The following is a 17,899-nucleotide window of genomic DNA, read 5'->3' as shown; positions in this document are numbered from 1 at the left end:
TTTGCGTCGATATAGCGCAATCGATTCACTTAGCGAGGCACCCGCACTCGCCGCTTGACGTAATGAGCCCGTGTGCGCTCGGCCGGGCTCTGCAATTTGAGCTGCCCGAACGTCACGTAGTTGTCGTTGCCCACGACGCGCTCGTGGCGTTCGCACAAAATGTCCGCTAAGCTGTTGCCGGTAGGACACGAAGACGCTGCCTGGCTCAGCGGTCGGCACGGCGAACTCGGCGTTGTGACGTGGCATGTAGAGCGGTGCCAGATAGGCGCTGGCTTGCTGCATGTCGGTGATGCTGGCCTTGGCCAATTCGCGAGGTAAGCGCTGCTGTTGCGTACCGAAGGCCTGCTCTGAACGCCCATGAGCTTGCGGCCAATAGGCCGCAATGTGCTTCAATGTACTCGATACCCAGTTGTGCCAGCGCTCGGCCGAACTGCGTCACTGTGTTCGCATCGACCTTTTCGCCGGCTTTAGACATATGGAAATAGTGGCTGCTGCGGTCGGTATAAAGCGCGCAAAATAGGCCATGGCGGGCAATCGTCTGCCCCACGCCGTGGAAGCTGGAGGCCGTGCTTTCCTCGTTGCAGAAGAACATCGACAGATGCTCGCCAGTCGCATCGTCCATCGTGACCACCCAGTCCCACTCGTTCCCTGGCACCCATTTACGAGTACTGGCGAGCATCCCGCGCAGTGGCGCGCGATCGTCTTGCCACGGGCCTTGGCGCGTTTGACCTCGCCCGCTTGTTGGAGTTGGTTCTTCACCCATGTGTAGCTGCGCATGCCACTGTGCTCGCCTCGGTACCCGCTGTGAAAGTGCCGCACGTTCCAGCCAGTGTAGTCGCGCCGGTACAGCTGCACGAGTTTGACCACTTCGTCCACCAGCGCTCGCTTGTGCGAGAACTGATCCAGCCGCTTGTCGAGCAGCCCTTGCAGAGCGTCGGCCTCATAGCGTCCAATCTGCCGCCGAAATGTGCGCTCGTAAACGCCCAATAGCCGCGCCGCCTCGGCCTGCGTGAGCCGCTTGTCCTGCCAGTCGCTGTAGACCTCTTCAAATCTCATCCTCTGGGTTTCCTGTAACCAACGCGCCCGGCTCACGGGTGGTTCCATACAACACCCAAAAACCGGACACATGACGTGCTACAAACCCGGACAATTCATGTGCTCGCGACACACCCCTGCAGAAACCACTTGGCAACAGATGAAAACTTCCCTATAATCACGGTTTCTTCAGGCTCGTAGCTCAGCTGGTTAGAGCACCACCTTGACATGGTGGGGGTCGTTGGTTCGAGTCCAATCGAGCCTACCAACGAATATGGATTCTTAGTGGGATCCAATGCAAGACAAAAGGCCGCTCATCGGCGGCCATCGGGCGAAATGGTGATGACATCGCGAACGTTGACCGGGACTTTTTCGGGGCGGCGCTAGTCGAGGATCTGTTTCGACCTTTGTTTTGTGTTGAATTTGAAATGCGGCCTCGATAGGGCCGCATTTTTTTTGGCCTTGTTTCCGGCCCCCGACTTAACCGTACATGGCACGGCGCCAGGAGAGAACGCAATGATTTCGGTACGACTGCCCGATGGCTCTATCCGGCAATACGATCATCCGGTGACGGTGGCCGAAGTGGCCGCGTCGATCGGTCCGGGTCTGGCGAAGGCGGCGCTTGGTGGCAAGGTCGATGGCGAACTCGTGGACACGTCGGCCGTGATCCAGCGCGACGCCAATGTCTCGATCGTCACGGATAAGGACCCGGAGGGGCTTGAGATCATCCGCCACTCGACGGCGCACTTGCTCGCGTATGCGGTCAAGGAGCTGTTTCCGCAGGCCCAGGTGACGATCGGGCCGGTCGTGGACAACGGGTTCTACTACGATTTCGCTTATCATCGCGCGTTTACGCCCGAAGACCTGCAAAACATCGAGCAGCACATGCATGAGCTTGCCAAGAAGGACGAGCCGGTGTCGCGGCGCGTGGTGTCGCGCGATGAGGCAGTCGAGTACTTCAAGCGCATCGGCGAGCGCTACAAGGCTGAGATCATCGAGTCGATTCCGCAAGGCGAGCAGATCAAGCTATATTCGCATGGCGGCTTTACGGACCTGTGCCGCGGACCCCATGTGCCGTCCACGGGCAAGCTCAAGGTGTTCAAACTGATGAAGCTGGCCGGCGCGTATTGGCGTGGCGATTCGAACAACGAGCAACTGCAGCGGATCTATGGCACGGCGTGGGCGCGCAAAGAAGACCAGGACGCGTACCTTCACATGCTCGAAGAGGCTGAGAAGCGCGACCATCGCAAGCTGGGCAAGCAACTAGACTTGTTCCACTTGCAAGAGGAAGCGCCCGGGCTCGTGTTTTGGCACCCGAAGGGCTGGACGCTGTGGCAGCAGGTCGAGCAATATCTGAGACGCCGGCTCGGCGAGGCCGGCTACCTCGAAGTGAAGACGCCGATGATTATGGATCGCTCGCTGTGGGAGCGCTCCGGCCACTGGCAGAACTATCGAGACAACATGTTCACGACGGAATCGGAGAAACGCGACTACGCGATCAAGCCGATGAACTGTCCGGGACATGTGCAATTGTTCAATCACGGCCTTCGTTCGTATCGCGACCTGCCGCTGCGTTTGGCCGAGTTCGGTTCTTGCCACCGCAACGAGGCCTCGGGCGCGCTGCATGGCCTAATGCGGGTGCGCGGTTTCGTGCAGGACGACGCGCACATCTTCTGCACGGAAGATCAGGTGATTGCCGAGTCGATCGCGTTCAATTCGCTGGCGATGAGCGTGTACAAGGACTTTGGCTTCGAGCACATCGACATCAAGCTGTCGCTGCGGCCGCAGCAGCGCGCGGGCACGGACGATACGTGGGACCGTGCAGAACAGGGTCTGCGTGAAGCGCTGGCCGCGTGTGGTCTGTCGTGGCAGGAGCTCGATGGCGAGGGGGCGTTCTATGGTCCGAAGGTCGAATACCACATCAAGGATGCGCTCGGGCGATCGTGGCAGTGCGGCACGCTGCAATTGGACTTCGTGTTGCCGGAGCGCCTTGGCGCGGAATATGTGGCCGAAGACAATAACCGCCGCCGGCCGGTGATGTTGCACCGGGCGATTGTCGGTTCGATGGAGCGCTTCCTGGGCATCCTAATCGAGCACCATGCTGGTGCCATGCCGCTGTGGCTGGCGCCGTCGCAGGTTGTGGTGATGAATATTGCAGAAAGTTCTGCCAATTACGCAAACCTTGTTGCCCAAACATTGAAAAAACAAGGGTTTAGGACGAGCGCCGATTTGCGTAACGAAAAGATTAGCTATAAAATACGGGAACACGCGCTCGAAAAAGTCCCGTATTTGGCAGTCGTCGGCGACAAGGAGCGTGATGCGCAAACGGTAGCCGTGCGCGCCCGTGGCGGCGTCGATCTGGGCGTGATGCCGGTCGAAGCCTTCCTCGACCGCCTGCACAATGAAGTGCGGGTGTTTGGGTGAGCCATCAGCAGCGCGGCTAGTTTTTTGATTTTTAAAGGAAACGTAACATCGCTACTGATAAGTCGTCGCATCGCATCAACGGTGAAATTAGCGTGCCGGAGGTGCGTCTAGTTGGGGTCGATGGAGAACCCATCGGCATCGTGAAGCTGGCCGAGGCGTTCCGTTTGTCGGAGCAGCACGATGTCGACCTTGTCGAGATTGCTCCGCATGCCCAGCCGCCGGTGTGCCGCCTGATGGACTATGGCAAGTTCAAGTATCAGGAAGCCAAGAAGCAGCACGAGGCGAAGCTCAAGCAGAAGGTGATCCAGGTGAAGGAAGTCAAATTCCGCCCGGGCACCGACGACGGGGATTACAACGTCAAGCTGCGCAACCTGACGCGATTCCTTGAGGAAGGCGACAGGACGAAGATCACGTTGCGTTTCCGTGGGCGCGAGATGGCGCACCAGGAAATCGGCATGCGGATGCTGGATCGTCTGCGCCAAGATCTAGACGAATACGGTCAGGTCGAGCAAATGCCGAAGATGGAAGGCCGCCAGATGGTGATGGTGCTGGCGCCGAAAAAGAAGAAGTGATGGGCGTGCGTTGCGCGCGCGGCACGCTGCCGCGTGCGATGCAACGCGCGATGTAGGTTTCGAAGGCGGCCGGTACGGCGTCTTCCGAAAAGACGGCGCGTGACGCGATTGCAACGCGCGCCGATGACAAGTGGCCCCCGGGTCTCGCAAGGGCGGAGTGCTCAGCCGCACACCCGTGGCCATAAAAACTGGAGTGGTAGCAATGCCTAAGATGAAGACCAAGAAAAGCGCGTCTAAGCGCTTTGTCGTGCGTCCGGGCGGTACCGTCAAGCGCGGTCAGGCCTTCAAGCGTCACATCCTGACGAAGAAAACGACGAAGAACAAGCGTCACCTGCGTGGCAGCACGGATGTCCATGCGTCGGACGTCAATTCCGTTCGCGCGATGATGCCGTTCGCGTAACCCTGAATCGAACTCATAGGAGAGAAACATGCCTCGAGTCAAACGTGGGGTTACTGCACGGGCCCGTCACAAGAAGATCATTAACCTTGCGAAGGGCTATCGTGGCCGTCGCAATAATGTGTTCCGGATCGCGAAGCAGGCGGTTATGCGTGCCGGTCAGTACGCATACCGCGATCGCCGCAACAAGAAGCGGGTGTTCCGACGCCTGTGGATTGCGCGTATCAATGCAGCGGCGCGGCAACACGATATCACCTACAGCGTGTTTATGAACGGCTTGAAAAAGGCGTCGATCGAACTCGATCGCAAGGTACTTGCCGACATGGCCGTGTTCGACAAGGCCGCTTTTGCCGCCATCGTGGCGCAGGTGAAAGCCGCCGTTGCCCGCTGAGCGCAAGGACAGTCGGTGCTGGGTCGGTCGTACCGTGCCCATGGGGCCGTACGCCGACCCGCAGACTTGAACGGGGGCTCTTGCTGGAGCCCCCGTTTTTTTGTTGGCCGCAAGCTTTTTGATCCACTGACAGACGTTGAAATGATGGGATCTTCCGATCTTGAGCAGATCGTCGCCGACGCGCAGCGCGCCTTTGCGGATGCTGCGGACACCGTGACGCTCGAAAACGAAAAGGCGCGTTTCCTCGGCAAGGCCGGTGCGTTAACCGAATTGCTGAAGGGCTTGGGCAAGCTGGACCCGGAGGTGCGCAAGAGCGAGGGTGCTCGCATCAACGTCGCAAAACAGCAGGTCGAGGCGGCATTGAATGCGCGTCGACAGGCACTCGCCGATGCGTTGATGAATCAGCGGCTGGCGGCCGAGGCGATCGACGTGACGCTGCCCGGGCGCGGCATGGGGGGGGGCAGTCTGCATCCGGTGATGCAGACGTGGGAGCGCGTCGAGCAGATTTTTCATTCGATTGGCTTTGATGTGGCCGACGGTCCGGAGATCGAAACCGACTGGTACAACTTTACCGCGTTAAACAGCCCCGAGAACCATCCGGCGCGCTCGATGCAGGACACGTTTTATCTCGACGCGAACGACGCGCAAGGCAGGCCATTGTTGCTGCGCACGCATACGAGTCCGATGCAAGTGCGGTATGCGCGGATGAACAAGCCGCCGATCAAGGTCATCGTCCCTGGGCGCACCTATCGTGTCGACAGCGACGCGACGCATTCGCCGATGTTTAACCAGGTCGAGGGGCTGTGGATCGACGAGAATATTAGCTTTGCAGACTTGAAGGGCGTCTACACAGACTTTCTGAAGAAGTTTTTCGAGCGCAACGATATCCTCGTGCGTTTTCGTCCATCGTACTTTCCGTTTACCGAACCGTCCGCCGAGATCGACATGAAATTTGAGCACGGCAGAAACGCCGGGCGCTGGCTCGAAATTTCCGGCTCGGGGCAGGTGCATCCGAACGTGGTACGCAACATGGGGCTCGACCCGCAGCGCTATATTGGCTTTGCCTTTGGCAGTGGCCTTGAGCGACTGACGATGCTGCGCTACGGCGTGGACGACTTGCGCGCGTTCTTTGAGAACGATCTGCGTTTCCTGCGCCAGTTTGCGTGACCCGACTTTCCTTATCGACACCCCATGCAATTTGCTGAATCCTGGTTAAGAAGCTTTGTTGATCCGCCATTGTCGACTGAGGCGCTGTCGCATGCGCTGACGATGGCGGGGCTCGAGGTCGAGACGTTGGCGCCGGTGGCGCCGCCGACATCGAAGATCGTTGTCGGCAAGGTGCTCGAGGTTGTCAAGCATCCGAATGCCGATAAGCTGAACGTGTGTCAGGTTGACGTGGGCACGGGACAGACGTTGACGATCGTGTGCGGTGCGCCGAATGTGGTACCTGGCATCAAGGTGCCGACCGCGCTGGTCGGCGCGACGCTGCCGCCCGCGGAAGCGGGCGGTGCGCCGTTCAAGATTAAGCTGTCGAAACTGCGCGGCGTTGAAAGCCAGGGCATGCTGTGTTCGGCTCGTGAACTGAAGTTGTCGGACGACCACAGCGGACTGTTGGTGTTGCCGGACGATACGCAGATCGGACGCGACATCCGCGACGTGCTGCAGCTCGACGACATGATTTTCGAGATCAAGCTGACGCCGAACAAGGCCGATTGCTTATCGGTGTTCGGTATCGCACGCGAGACGGCTGCAATTACCGGTGCGCCGCTCAATGCGCTATCCTACCACCCTGTGCCGGTCACCTGCGACGCGCGGTTGCCGGTGTGTATCGAGGCGCCGCAGCTTTGCGGACGGTTCTCCGGCCGCGTGATCCGCAATGTCGATGCGCGGGCCAGCACGCCTGCATGGATGGTTCAGCGGCTTGAGCGAGCGGGCCAGCGCAGCATTTCGGCGCTCGTCGACATTTCAAACTATGTGATGCTCGAGCTCGGACGTCCATCGCACCTATTCGATCTGGACAAGATTAGCGGCGGCTTGCACGTGCGCTGGGGCAAGCGCGGTGAGACGCTGAAGCTGCTCAACGGCAATACGATCGAACTGGACGAAACGGTTGGCGTGATCGCGGATGATCAGGGACGTGTCGAAAGCCTGGCCGGTATCATGGGCGGTGACCGTACCGCGGTGACGCTCGATACGCGGCATATCTATTTGGAGGCGGCATTTTGGTGGCCGGACAGCATCCGTGGACGTGCCCGCCAATACAACTTCTCGACCGATGCTGCGCATCGCTTCGAGCGAGGCGTGGACTACGCGACCACCGTTGAGCACATCGAGTACCTGACGCACTTGATCACGACGATTTGCGGTGGCGACGCCGGTCCGGTGGACGACCATATCGTCAACCTACCGCAGCGCAAGCCCGTTTCGATGCGCGTGTCGCGGGCAAACCGGATCATTGGCGTGCCGATCGATGCGAACGAGATTGCCAGTATCTTCACGCGTTTGAATCTGTCGTTCGAGCGTGCGGCGGACGGCGATACGTTCATTGTGACGCCGCCAACCTACCGTTTCGACATCGAGATCGAGGAGGACTTGATCGAGGAGGTCGCTCGCATCCACGGATTCGAAAAGATCCCGGTGCGTGCGCCGATCGCGACGAGTGAGATGCGAGTGACGAACGAGACGCGGCGCTCAATTCATGCGTTGCGTCGTGCGCTAGCGGCACGCGACTACGCGGAAACGGTCAATTTCAGCTTTGTCGATGCCGAGTGGGAACGAGATTTCGCCGGTAACGAGCGGCCTGTCGCGCTGCTCAACCCGATCGCGAGCCAGCTGTCGGCGATGCGTTCGACACTGTTCGGCAGCTTGATCGGCGTGCTGCAGCATAACCTAAATCGGCGTGCGGAGCGCGTGCGCGTGTTCGAGGCTGGGCGGGTCTTTCGCGCGGATCCGACGGTAAAGGAAGGTGAATTGACGGTAGAAGGTTTTGTCCAACCAAAGATGATCGGTGCGCTGGCCTATGGTCCGGTCGTCGACGAACAATGGGGGGTATCGGCGCGGCATGTTGATTTCTTCGATGTGAAGGGCGACGTGCAGGCGCTGTTTGCACCGACGGTGCCTCGCTTCACACGGGCTTCGCATCCGGCATTGCACCCGGGGCGCAGTGCGCGGATCGAGATCGATGGTCGCATTGTCGGTTGGATCGGCGAGCTACATCCGCGTTGGATGCGAAAATACGACCTTCCACATGCACCCGTACTGTTCGAGGTCGAGGCTGATGCGGTGGCGGGGCGTGCACTACCGAGCGTGACTGAGATCTCGAAATTCCCGCCGGTGCGCCGTGACATCGCGTTGGTCGTACCGCAGCATGTCGAAGTCCAAGCGATACTCGATGAGTTCGCGCAGGCTCGGGTCGGCAACGATGCACTCCGGTTCGTGCAAAAAATGATGCTATTTGACGAATTTCGGCCGAAATTCGACGCGAAGCAAACCGGTTCTGGTGCTGTTTCAGGAGGGCTCTCGGCTGACGAGAAAAGCCTTGCGTTCCGGGTAACCTTGCAAGATACTGGCGGGACCCTCCAGGACGAGACGGTTGATCTCGCCGTCAAAACCCTGGTGGAACGCTTGGCTCGAGTCTTTGGTGCGAGGTTGCGCGGCTAAATCAAATCCGATTTGCCCAAAAAAACCAGAGGCTATTGTTATATGATAAGCATCCAATGAACTCGAGTGAATTCGAAGCACTTCTGTCTGCGCAACGCAGTGCGATGAGTCGCGATAATCCGGCTTACAGCAATCCGGTTTCATCCGAGACGCCGACGTTGACAAAAGCCGAGTTGGCCGAGTTGTTGTTCGATCAGGTCGGTCTGAACAAGCGCGAGGCAAAGGACATGGTCGAAGCGTTCTTTGAGGCAATCCGCGATGCGCTCGAAAACGGTGAGAGCGTCAAGCTCTCGGGGTTTGGCAACTTCCAGTTGCGCGACAAGCCGCAACGTCCGGGACGCAATCCGAAGACCGGCGAGGCTATCCCAATCGCGGCACGGCGCGTGGTGACTTTCCATGCGAGCCAAAAGCTGAAGGCGCAGGTCGAGTCCGGCGCTGCGAACCTGCAGTCACGCTGAACGTAGCCACGTCAGGGTCCGCTTGTGCTTAGCCCCCCGCGACGCATCCAAGACCGACATGACGAGCGTGTGACGATGGACAAAGTCACGTTGCCCCCGATACCCGCGAAGCGGTATTTCACGATCGGTGAAGTCAGCGAACTGTGCGGCGTCAAGCCGCACGTGCTCAGATATTGGGAGCAGGAATTTACGCAGTTAAGGCCGGTCAAGCGCCGCGGAAACCGGCGCTATTATCAGCATCATGAAGTACTGTTGATCAGGCGGATCCGTGAGCTGTTGTATGAGCAAGGATTCACGATCAACGGTGCGCGCAACCGGCTCGATTCACGCGGTGCGCTGTTGCCGGACGAGCCGGGCGGTGCAGTCCCGCCGCCAGGCGACGCGGGCGTGTCGCCAGCGGATCCTCGGCTTGTTGCCGTCGATGTGGATGCACTGCGTGACGAAATCCGACAGGTGATCGTTTTACTGACGGACGGCAAGCGATCGTGACGTATCGACGGGTGCGTGCTTCCCTGATGATTCGCCTGGTATGTGTGACCCATTCGGTTATCCGTCTAGAAAGCGCGTGAGCTGTTCATGACGCAGTTTGGCCAGCTATCAACCTTCGGACGTTGGGAAACGGGGGAGAGCTTCAATCGCTTCGTATGAGAATGATCAGGCGCGTCCCGCGCGTCGTCCAGCAGCTGCTGTGACTTTGTCATTATCGTAAGTTAGTTCTGAAGTGACGGCGGCGGCATCTGTTTGCACGGCCTTCTAAATGTATAGCCAGCGCAGCAACCTTCCATAATTTGCAGTACTTTCTTCCTGCCGTCTTATTTTTGAGGGGAGTCGCCATGCCCAGATACTCACGTCTCCCCCAATGCGTCAGTGTTCGCGATAGCCTATACAAAACTGGACTGTTTCATCGGCGCGTTGCGCGGAAGAAACATATGAATCTGACAAACTGGCGACGTTGGAAGGGGAGCGTAGTTTGATGACTATTCCTATAACGTAACTATCTCTCTAATTACAGCATCGCATTGTTTCCAGGACCGGTCAACCGTTGGTGCCGTCATTACGGTCATGGTTGATAAGACGATTTACTAACGGACAAAAAGTACAAAAACGAAATTATTGTCATAAATAGACAAACCGCTTGCCTTTTAGACAATTGGGGCATTGCATACTTTTGCTGAATCTCTTATTAAAGCAATGGTGGATAACACACTTTGAAGAGCCTGGAAGCAGAACGATGTAACAACGTACAGTGCACGCTGTGTAAATAGAGGTGGCTGACAGAGTTGTGCACGGTAATGCAACATTCTCGTTAATAAACGTGGAGCGGCTATGAAGAATAAAATAGTGGGGCTTGAATTTTCGATCGAAAAAAACGCAATTCACTCGCTTTCATCCAGTACGGCCATCGGTGCACAGCCCGCTCCACACCAACCGGTTCCATCTCGTTCCTGCGCAATCGTGGGCAGCGGCACATTAGCCGTCTACTGTGCGCGGCAGCTGATGGCCGCAGGGCATATTATTCAGGTGGTACTGTTTACCGATGCAGTGTTGCAGACATGGGCACTTGACGAAGGGATTCATTGTGTCGACACGATTGAGAGATTGAATACCTATGTTGAACAGCATCCAGTTGATTGGCTGTTCTCAGTTGTCAATCCACTGATCCTGCCCTCGTCGCTGATTGAAAAAATCCGCGAAGGCGCGTTCAATTACCATGACGCGCCCCTGCCTCGTTACGCGGGGCATTACGCCACATCATGGGCATTGCTGGCTCATGAATCAGATTATGCGATCACTTGGCACCGCCTTGCCGCTGCGGTGGATGCCGGACATATTGCCGTCCAACATCCTGTTGTCATTGATGCCAACGAGACCGCGCTAACCTTAAATTTAAAGTGTTATCAGGCAGCGCGGGAAGGGTTTAATGAATTATTGTCGCACCTAGGGCAATGCTCATTGACAGTGCGTCCGCAAGACCTAACCCATCGCAGCTTTTATGCCAAGCATCGTCGCCCTCCAGCTGGCGCCTATTTGCGTTGGACGAGTTCGGCTCGGGATTTATCCGCATTGGCTCGCGCGTTGACGTTCGGTGAACTTTATCCAAATCCGTTGGGTTGTCTCAAGCTTTGGCTTCAGCAGGGAACGGTGCAAGTGGCTCGGGTTGAACGACTAGATCAGCGCTCGGGCGCTGCGGCTGGCACGGTGATTCGCATTACGCCCCATGCATGGCAAATCGCCACAGGCAGCGAAGATGTGTTGATCAGTGGTTTTGCGACACTGGAAGGCGAGCCGCTGTCAGCTCAAACGTTGGCAGTGCAGTCAGGTCTTGCTCAAGGCACGAAACTGCCTGAGCTTACCCAGCAACAGTCCGATGCCGTCACAAAGATTCATAAAACGCTGGCCCCTCATGAATTGTTTTGGCAGCAGCGCTTGGCGCGTTGGCAGTTTTGGACACTGCCCTTCGAGCATGGCGAGCGTGACACTGAACCTAATTGGGCCACCAGTGCATGGTGTCCACCATTGCAGGAGAAAAGCGAGGCAAATCAGCCCGTAATGACATTACTAACGGTATTGGCGATTTATCTGGCTCGTCTGACAGAGCAGAGTCAGTTTCAAATCGGCTGGCGCGTGAACGACGCTGACGACCCATTGAAAGCGCTCGCTTGCTTGGCGCCAGTGGTGCCGATAGACATCACGGTAGAATTGGACCAGCCCTTTGCGAGGAACTTAGCCCATATCGACGCAGAGTACGCCCGCGTCCAACACCACCACACATTCGTGCGCGATCTAATCGCGCGTTGCCCAGCGCTGCGTAGTCTGCCCGACTTACGTACCACACACTCTTGGTCAGTGGCAGTGTCGGTATTACCTGATCAAACGCAGCCAGATCTTGTTGCGTATGGTGAGGCGGTCGGTGCTCTGCTAACACTTCAAATCGATACGCGCGGCGCATTTCGCTGGTTGTATGATGCCAAGCGCTTAGATGCCGATCAGGTTCAGCGCATCAGCGAGCATTTACGTGAGTTGGGTCATGCGTCGCTGATGGCAGAGGGCGCTGAAGTGCCAGCTGGAAAATTAAACTTATTGCCGGCAGCCGAGCGAGAATTGCTGTTGAGCACCTGGAACGCGACGGAACGAGACTACCCAGCACATTTGTGTATCCACCAGCTGTTCGAGGCGCAGGTGGCACGCACGCCAGACGCGATTGCGCTGGTGGATAAAGCGCAGACACTGAGTTATGCCCAACTCAATGCGCAGGCTAATGGTCTTGCGCATCGACTCGTTGAGTGGGGCGTCCAGCCAGGCGACTATGTCGCTACATTACTTGAACGTTCGATCGAGCTAGTCGTCGCGCAATTGGCGATTCTCAAAGCGGGCGCAGTTTATGTCCCAATCGATCCTCGAGCTCCGGCAGAACGGCAAGTTTGGGTCGTTACCGATTGCATGGCCCGGTTAGTACTGACCGATACGCATATCGAGGTACCCGACACGTTGCCTACAGCCGTGTTGTATTTATCTCAGACGGATGTCAATGGAATAGCAGATATACCGGCGAGCGATTTGCAACAATCAGTCCGCACTAGTCTCGATACGGCCTATATGATGTACACCTCAGGCTCGACTGGTACTCCTAAGGGTGTGCTTGTGCCGCACCATGCTATTGCCCGTCTAACCATCAACAATGGCTATGTTGACATCGGGGGCGCTGATCGCGTCGCGTTTGCCGCCAATCCTGCTTTCGACGCGAGTACCTTTGAAGTGTGGGCGCCGTTGCTCAATGGTGGCGGTGTTGCGATATTCGATTCGGACACCGTGCTTAATCCCTCCCGTTTCGAAGAAGCGCTTTCGCGATATCAGGTGACTACGCTTTTTTTAACGACCGCGTTGTTTAATCAGCTGGTTCCGGTCATGGCTCCAGCTTTGTCACGCTTAAAATATCTGCTCTGTGGAGGAGAGCAAGAAAACCTGGATTCTTTCAAGCAGCTGCTAAGGCAGTCCGGGCCGACGCATTTGATTCACTGCTACGGGCCAACCGAGAGTACGACTTTTTCAACGACCTATGAGGTAACTGAGCTTAGCGATCGGTCTGAACGTTTACCGATCGGCCGGCCGATTGCGAATACGCGCGTTTATTTGCTCGATGCGCACGGCCAGCCTGTGCCACTCGGTGCAGTCGGCGAGCTATACATTGGCGGCGCCGGGGTCGCACGCGGCTATTGGAACCGACCAGAGCTAAGCGCCGAGCGCTTTATGCCCGATCCATTCTCCGATTGTGCCGATGCACGCATGTATAAGACGGGCGATTTGGCGCGTTATTTGCCTGATGGCAATTTAGAGTATTTAAGGCGCAACGATGAGCAGGTCAAAATTCGCGGCTTCCGCATCGAGCCGGGCGAGATCGCGGCACGCCTGGCTGGTCATTCGCAGGTGCGTGAAGCGGTCGTGCTGGCAACAGGCGCCGGCGCGGATAAGCGCCTGGTCGCGTATGTGGTCGCTGAGCCCGATGAACAGCTTGCCAGCACGCTGCGCGCGCACGTGGCCGCGGCACTGCCCGAGTATATGGTGCCGGCCGCGTTCATGAGGCTTGACGCGTTCCCATTGACCCCAAACGGCAAGCTAGATCGGCGTGCGTTGCCCGCACCGGATGACGAGGCGCTTGCGCATCAAGCCTATGAGGCGCCGCAAGGCAAGCTTGAGACGACGCTCGCGACGATCTGGGCCGAATTGCTGGGTGTAGCGCGCGTGGGCCGGCACGACAGCTTTTTCGCACTTGGCGGTCATTCACTGCTCGCGGTGCAACTGATCGAGCGTTTGCGGCGCCAGGACTTGAGTCTGTCGGTGCGTGCGTTATTTGAAACGCCGATACTCAGCGAGTTAGCCAGATCGCTAGGTCAACACCGTGAAGTGGCTGTGCCACCCAATCTCATTACCTCCGACACTACAACGCTGACCCCCCAGTTACTGCCACTGGCCAACCTTAATCAGGCCGACATTGATCGGATTGTCGAACAGGTCCCGGGGGGCGTCGCGAACATCCAGGACATTTATGCATTGTCGCCGATGCAGGACGGTATTTTATTTCACCATCTACTGTCGACCAAAGGCGATCCATATCTGCTGATCGTCCAAATGGCTTTTGATGACCGGGCGCTGCTCGACCGTTACCTGAATGCGGTTCAACAAGTTGTCAATCGACATGATATTCTGCGTACCGCGTTTTTCTGGGAGGGCCTATCCAAACCCGTGCAGGTTGTTTGGCGTCACGCGCTGCTGTCGATCACCGAAATCGCGGTCGATCCGGCCGCCGGACAGGTCACTGAACAATTGGCCCAACGGTTCGATCCCCGACATCACTGTCTTAATCTGACACAAGCTCCGTTGTTGCGCTTTGTGATTACGCAGAATGGTGATGGTCGCTGGTTGCTTGTTCAGTTGCTGCACCATTTAATCCACGATCACTCGACGTTAGAAGTGATGCAGGCAGAGGTCCAAGCTTTTATCGAAGGTCGAGGCGAGACGTTGCCACCTGCACAGCCGTTTCGTAACTTGGTTGCGCAAGCGTACCTGGGCGTGTCACAAGTCGAGCACGAGCGCTTTTTTACCGAAATGCTCGCCGACGTGGAAGAACCGACGCTGCCGTTCGGGCTGGCCGACGTGCATCATGACGGCACTCGAATTACCGAGGTACGCCAGAGGCTGCCGCAGGCTTTAAACGATCGGCTGCGCGCCCAAGCCAAACGGTTAAACGTAAGCTTAGCCAGTTTGTGTCATTTGGCCTGGGCGCAGGTGCTCGCACGCGCGAGCGGGCAGCAGCGTGTGGTATTCGGCACCGTGTTGTTCGGACGAATGCACGCGGGCGACGGCGCGGACAGTGCAATGGGGCTATTTGTCAATACTTTACCGTTGCGCGTGGACCTGGACGGCAGTGTGCAGGCGAGTGTGCGTGCCACGCATGCGCGGCTAGCTGCGCTGCTCGAACATGAGCATGCGTCGCTGGCGCTTGCGCAACGCTGCAGTAGTGTACCGGCTGGCACACCGCTCTTTAGTGCACTGTTGAATTACCGACACAATGCAATACAGACAGTTGAAAGCGAAACGGTATCCGGCATTGAGTCCCTTAGTTTTGAGGAACGCACGAACTACCCTCTTATACTGTCGGTGGACGACTTCGGCACCGCGCTGGGATTGACAACTCAAATTGCGCAACCGTTTGATCCGGCTCGCGTGTGCGGTTATATGCAACAGGCGTTGGAGGGATTGGCCGAAGCGCTCGAGCACACGCCCGACATGCCAGTTTGGCAACTAGAGATATTATCCAGTGAAGAGCGCGAACGTTTACTCGAAACGTGGAACGCGACTACGGAGCCGTATCCGCAACACACTTGTATTCACCAGGTGTTCGAAGCCCAGGCTGAACGCACGCCACAGGCCACCGCACTGGTGTACGAACAGCAGACACTCAGCTATGCGCAATTGAATGCGCAGGCCAACCATCTTGCACATCGTCTGATCGAGCTCGGTGTTCGACCGGACACGCGTGTTGCAATCTGCATGGAGCGCAGCCCCGCGATGGTCGTAGGACTGCTCGCGATTTTAAAGGCGGGCGGCGCCTATGTGCCGCTCGACCCAGTGTATCCGTTTGAGCGCCTCGCCTATTGCCTCACCGATGCTGCGCCAGCGATTCTACTGGCCGATGCGGCCGGTCGTGCTGCGCTGGGCGGGACACTCCTCGATTCGCTGACCGTGCTCGATCCAGCTGTGTTACCAGAAACCACCAGCACCAATCCCAATGTGCCTGAGCTTACTGCTCACCATCTCGCGTATGTCATTTATACGTCCGGCTCAACCGGCACCCCAAAGGGTGTGATGGTCGAGCATGCTCAAATTGTTCGCCTGTTTGAAACCACGCCATTAACCAGCCTGCAAAAAGGAAACCAGGTACCGAACCGCTCGCAACGAGCCTATAGCTTGACGCCTGACGATCGCGTCTTGCAAAAAACGTCTTTTAGTTTTGACGTTTCACTGTGGGAAATATTTTGGACATTGATGAACGGCGCCACCCTTGTGGTAGCGGCTCCGGACGCGCACAAAGATCCCTTTGCGCTTATGGATTTAATTATCCGGCAGCGTATCACTACCGTTCACTTCGTGCCGTCTATGCTTCGTACTTTTTTACACAGCGGAAGCATCCAGCACTGTACGTCCTTAAAACATTTAATTTGCAGTGGCGAAGCGTTGTCGGGTGCGAGCGTCCGACTTTGCCAAACGCTGCTTCCCCAAGTGCAACTGCATAATTTATATGGGCCCACAGAAACTTCTATTGGTACGACAGTCTGGACTTGTCCAGCAGAATGCACAGAGGAAAATGTTTCGATTGGTCGGCCGATTGCGAACACGCGGCTTTACCTACTTGATGTACATGGCCAGCCGGTACCTCAGGGTGCGGTTGGCGAATTGTATATTGGCGGAACAGGGGTGACACGCGGCTATCTCAATCGCCCCGAACTCACGGCCGAGCGTTTTGTGCCCGATCCGTTCTCAGGCGCATCTGACGCGCGGATGTACAAGAGTGGCGATCTGGCTCGCTACCGGCCCGACGGCAATATAGAGTACCTGGGACGCAACGATTACCAGGTCAAAATTCGTGGTTTTCGAATTGAACCTGGTGAAATCGAAGCGCACCTGATTAAGCACCCACAAGTGCGCGACGTTTTGGTGCTCGCACTCGGTGAGGATAACGACAAGCGGCTTATTGCCTATGTGATAGCTGTTGAGCCCGACGAACAACTCGCTAGCATGCTGCGCGCTCATGTGGCAGCTGCGCTGCCTGAGTACATGGTGCCGGCTGCATTCGTGCGGCTGGACGCATTCCCGGTTACGCCCAATGGCAAACTGGACCGGCGTGCATTGCCTGCGCCGGAAGGCGATGCCTTCGCACGGCAAATATATGAAGCACCACAAGGCGAGATTGAGGATGCGCTCGCGACAATCTGGGCCGAGTTGCTTGGCGTCAAGCATATTAGTCGTCACGACAGCTTCTTTGCGCTCGGGGGGCATTCGCTGCTCGCTGTGCAAATGATTGAGCGCATTCGCGCCACGTTGGGTGCCGAGATCACTATTCTCTCACTATTTGAAGCGCCTACTGTCGCTGCGCTGGCCCAACGCCTACTGCCGCGGGAGTGCATCCAAGACGATGCATTTGCCATTTTGCTTCCTATTCAGCCCAACGGCACCCGGCCGCCTCTTTTTTGTGTTCATCCTGTCAGTGGTTTAAGCTGGCTTTATAGGAATTTGGTCAATCATTTAGATACTGATCAACCCGTTTATGGCTTACAAGCCCGAGGATTGAACGGCGTGCCGCCACTTGCGGACACAATTGACGCAATGGCTTCGGACTACATCAAGCAAATCCGCCGCATTCAGCCAGGCGGGCCTTACCATCTATTGGGGTGGTCTTTTGGCGGCAATGTAGCTCATAGCATGGCGGCACAGCTTGAGCAACAGGGCGAAAAGGTGGCACTGTTGGCTTTGCTGGATAGTTATCCAGACTATGCTCAGCGAGCCGAGGATCCGGAGATGATCCAAAAGGACTTTTATATCAAGCTGCTTGCCCGATATGGAGATGAAAGCATTCCAAATGTGGGGGAATATTTATGGGAAAAAACCCGAGATGTTATAAAGAACAATCATCGTCTTTTAAAGGAGGCTGCTCCGCCTATTTATTGCGGTGACGTGCTGTTTTTTTACGCAACGATGGCGGAAGACGAAGCTACTCCTCTTGCTTCTCCTAATTTATGGAAGCCTTATGTTCTTAAAAATATTGAAACATATCATATTCATTGCAAACATAGAGACATGGGAGGGCCAGGGCCAGCCATTGAAATAGGCCGTATTTTGGCGCAAAAGCTGGATGAATTACAGCAGCGTCAATTAGCCTGACAAGCGCATCGTAAGCGTTGATCGC

10 protein-coding genes and 1 tRNA gene are annotated in these 17,899 nt (G+C 56.8%); 10 read left to right on the top strand and 1 reads right to left on the bottom strand.

The window, feature by feature from the left end; translation table 11 throughout:
• Window positions 1-205 precede the first annotated feature (205 nt).
• Window positions 206-679 (bottom strand): hypothetical protein, encoded by a 474-nt coding sequence (locus RA167_RS07840; protein ID WP_175972400.1) that lies wholly within the window; start codon window positions 677-679, stop codon window positions 206-208.
• Window positions 680-1,226: 547 nt separating this feature from the next.
• Between RA167_RS07840 and RA167_RS07835 the strand changes: the two genes are divergently transcribed.
• The 10 genes from RA167_RS07835 (at window position 1,227) to RA167_RS07790 (ending at window position 17,874) form a co-directional block, all read left to right on the top strand.
• A tRNA-Val gene (locus RA167_RS07835) sits at window positions 1,227-1,303 on the top strand.
• Window positions 1,304-1,551: 248 nt separating this feature from the next.
• Window positions 1,552-3,459, top strand: coding sequence for a threonine--tRNA ligase (gene thrS / locus RA167_RS07830; RefSeq protein ID WP_076787259.1), 1,908 nt, complete (start codon window positions 1,552-1,554; stop codon window positions 3,457-3,459).
• A 47-nt stretch (window positions 3,460-3,506) separates the two neighbouring features.
• Window positions 3,507-4,031 carry a translation initiation factor IF-3 gene (infC, locus tag RA167_RS07825; protein WP_076785117.1) on the top strand — a complete coding sequence of 175 codons (525 nt, stop codon included), beginning with the start codon at window positions 3,507-3,509 and terminating at the stop codon, window positions 4,029-4,031.
• 202 nt (window positions 4,032-4,233) lie between these two features.
• Window positions 4,234-4,431 carry a 50S ribosomal protein L35 gene (gene rpmI, locus RA167_RS07820; RefSeq protein ID WP_076785116.1) on the top strand — a complete coding sequence of 66 codons (198 nt, stop codon included), beginning with the start codon at window positions 4,234-4,236 and terminating at the stop codon, window positions 4,429-4,431.
• 28 nt (window positions 4,432-4,459) lie between these two features.
• Window positions 4,460-4,819 carry a 50S ribosomal protein L20 gene (rplT, locus tag RA167_RS07815; protein ID WP_013434982.1) on the top strand — a complete coding sequence of 120 codons (360 nt, stop codon included), beginning with the start codon at window positions 4,460-4,462 and terminating at the stop codon, window positions 4,817-4,819.
• Window positions 4,820-4,963: 144 nt separating this feature from the next.
• Window positions 4,964-5,986, top strand: coding sequence for a phenylalanine--tRNA ligase subunit alpha (gene pheS, locus RA167_RS07810; protein WP_076785115.1), 1,023 nt, complete (start codon window positions 4,964-4,966; stop codon window positions 5,984-5,986).
• 24 nt (window positions 5,987-6,010) lie between these two features.
• Entirely contained in the window at window positions 6,011-8,479 is a 2,469-nt protein-coding gene (gene pheT, locus RA167_RS07805) for a phenylalanine--tRNA ligase subunit beta (protein WP_076785114.1), read from the top strand.
• Window positions 8,480-8,535: 56 nt separating this feature from the next.
• The gene (locus RA167_RS07800; RefSeq protein ID WP_041753362.1) at window positions 8,536-8,937 is read left to right on the top strand and encodes an integration host factor subunit alpha; all 402 of its coding nucleotides are present in this window, start codon (window positions 8,536-8,538) and stop codon (window positions 8,935-8,937) included.
• 75 nt (window positions 8,938-9,012) lie between these two features.
• On the top strand, window positions 9,013-9,426 hold the full coding sequence (locus RA167_RS07795) for a MerR family transcriptional regulator (protein ID WP_076785113.1): 414 nt from the start codon (window positions 9,013-9,015) through the stop codon (window positions 9,424-9,426).
• A 1,008-nt stretch (window positions 9,427-10,434) separates the two neighbouring features.
• Window positions 10,435-17,874: a non-ribosomal peptide synthetase gene (locus RA167_RS07790; RefSeq protein WP_083706073.1), complete on the top strand. Its 7,440-nt coding sequence runs from the start codon at window positions 10,435-10,437 to the stop codon at window positions 17,872-17,874.
• Window positions 17,875-17,899: the final 25 nt, after the last annotated feature.

Source organism: Mycetohabitans endofungorum (assembly GCF_037477895.1).
Classification (GTDB): Bacteria; Pseudomonadota; Gammaproteobacteria; order Burkholderiales; family Burkholderiaceae; genus Mycetohabitans.
This window is presented reverse-complemented; position numbering and strand designations above follow the sequence as displayed.